The sequence below is a fragment of the Paenibacillus sp. 01T422 genome (assembly GCF_056398785.1).
Genome location: NZ_JBFTQB010001092.1, coordinates 1 through 1,838, shown reverse-complemented (window position 1 = coordinate 1,838; position 1,838 = coordinate 1). Strand labels below are relative to the sequence as shown.

Here is a 1,838-nt window from a genome sequence, read left to right as displayed (position 1 = left end):
CCCCAAAGATGTAATATTGATAGCGGGAAAAGGCCACGAAACGTATCAGGACATCATGGGGGTCAAGCATGATTTCGATGATCGTTTGGTGGCTAAGGCTGCGATAAAGGGGAGAATTCGATGATCCAACGTACATTAGAACAAGTTGCACACATGTTGGGGAGTGAGGTTCGAGGGACGGAAGCTGCCTTGAGCATTGCAGGCGTCTCAACCGATACTCGCTCGATTCCGGCAGGCAGTCTATTCGTCCCGCTGATTGGTGAAAAGTTTGACGGGCATGCTTACGCAGAGGAAGCTTATCATAAAGGGGCGGCGGCTGTTTTATGGCAGGAGGATCATGGAGAGGCACCAGACGGTGTTCCCTATGTCCCCGTGGCAGATACGCTGGCTGCTTTGCAGCAATTAGCTAAGGCTTATCGGAAGCAACTGTCTGTACGCATTATAGGTATAACGGGCAGTAACGGCAAAACAACGACCAAAGATTTGGTTGCAGCCGTTTTGGGAAGTACGTATAAGGTGCATAAAACCAAAGGGAACTTAAATAATCATATCGGATTGCCGGTTACGCTTTTGCAGCTCGAGGAGACGACAGAATTTGCCGTTGTTGAAATGGGGATGAGCGGCCGGGGAGAGATCGAGCTGTTAAGCGATTTGGCCGAGCCGGATGCTTCAATCATCACGATGATTGGCGAGTCTCACATGCTCCAGCTAGGTTCACGGGAAGAAATTGCCCGGGCGAAAGTGGAGATTGTAAGCGGCATGCCAAGCGGCAGCCTACTTGTGTACAACGGTGACGAGCCATTGATCGAGCAGGCGCTCGCGGAACGCAGCTTGCCTGAGGGCCTGCGCCGCCTCCGGTTCGGACACGGCGAAGACAATGCAAAATTCCCGACAGCAATCCGAATGGATGCAGACGGTGCGCACTTCCAGCTCAATTCACCGGGTTATCCGGAATTGTTCATTCCTTTGCTCGGCACGCATAACGTCATCAACGCGTTAGCGGCCATCGCCATCGGCGAAGCCTTCGGCGTTCAGCCGGAAGCCATTGCAGCGGGGCTCCGCTCGCTGGAGATGACAAGCATGCGCATCGAGAAGCTGACGGCAGCCTCAGGGCTGACTGTGCTGAACGATGCGTACAATGCCAGCCCGGCCTCCATGCGGGCGGCCATTACATTGACCGAGCAGCTAGGCGGCTTCGGTCGGAAGTTCCTCGTGCTCGGCGACATGCTGGAGCTTGGCGAGCACGAAGAGCAGTTCCATCGCGAAATTGGCGCGATGGTATCTCCGGAACGTGTAGACTACGTCTTCACGTTCGGTCGTTTGGGCCGCTTCATCGCAGAGGAAGCGGCGGTGCGCCTTCCGAAGGATCGCGTGCGCGCCTTCGAGGACAAAGAGCTGCTCGCGAGCGAACTGGTAGCTGTGGCACAGCCTGAGGATATTGTGCTTGTGAAGGGCTCGCGCGGCATGCGCCTTGAGCAAGTAGTGAATGCTTTACTATTATGAAACAGTAGATCGTTTTCGGATAACGGAAACGAGCAGGGGGAACCAACGTGGAAAACGCAATTTTATTAACGATGGGCGTCGCATTTGTGCTATCGCTTATTATGGGGCCGCTTTGTATTCCAATTTTGCGGCGTATGAAATTTGGCCAACAAATCCGTGAGGATGGCCCACAGGGACACTTGAAAAAACAAGGAACACCAACTATGGGCGGCATCATCATTCTGATTGCCCTTGCTTTGGCAAGCCTTCGTTTTGCTGATAAAAATACAGATCTTCTAATCTTGCTAATTGCCTCGCTAGGCTACGGCCTCGTTGGTTTTCTAGACGATTATATC

Annotated in this window: 1 protein-coding gene and 1 pseudogene; both read left to right on the top strand. The window is 53.2% G+C overall.

Annotated elements, in window-relative coordinates:
- Positions 1–120 precede the first annotated feature (120 nt).
- Positions 121–1,503, top strand: coding sequence for a UDP-N-acetylmuramoyl-tripeptide--D-alanyl-D-alanine ligase (locus AC1DUA_RS35905; RefSeq protein WP_477504279.1), 1,383 nt, complete (start codon positions 121–123; stop codon positions 1,501–1,503).
- 71 nt (positions 1,504–1,574) lie between these two features.
- Positions 1,575–1,838 (top strand): annotated as a pseudogene (locus tag AC1DUA_RS35900) (phospho-N-acetylmuramoyl-pentapeptide-transferase); the annotation flags it as partial.

Excerpts from the sequence above, each read along its gene's own strand:
- AC1DUA_RS35905 (WP_477504279.1), top strand. The coding sequence starts at position 121 with ATGATCCAACGTACATTAGAACAAGTTGCACACATGTTGGGGAGTGAG.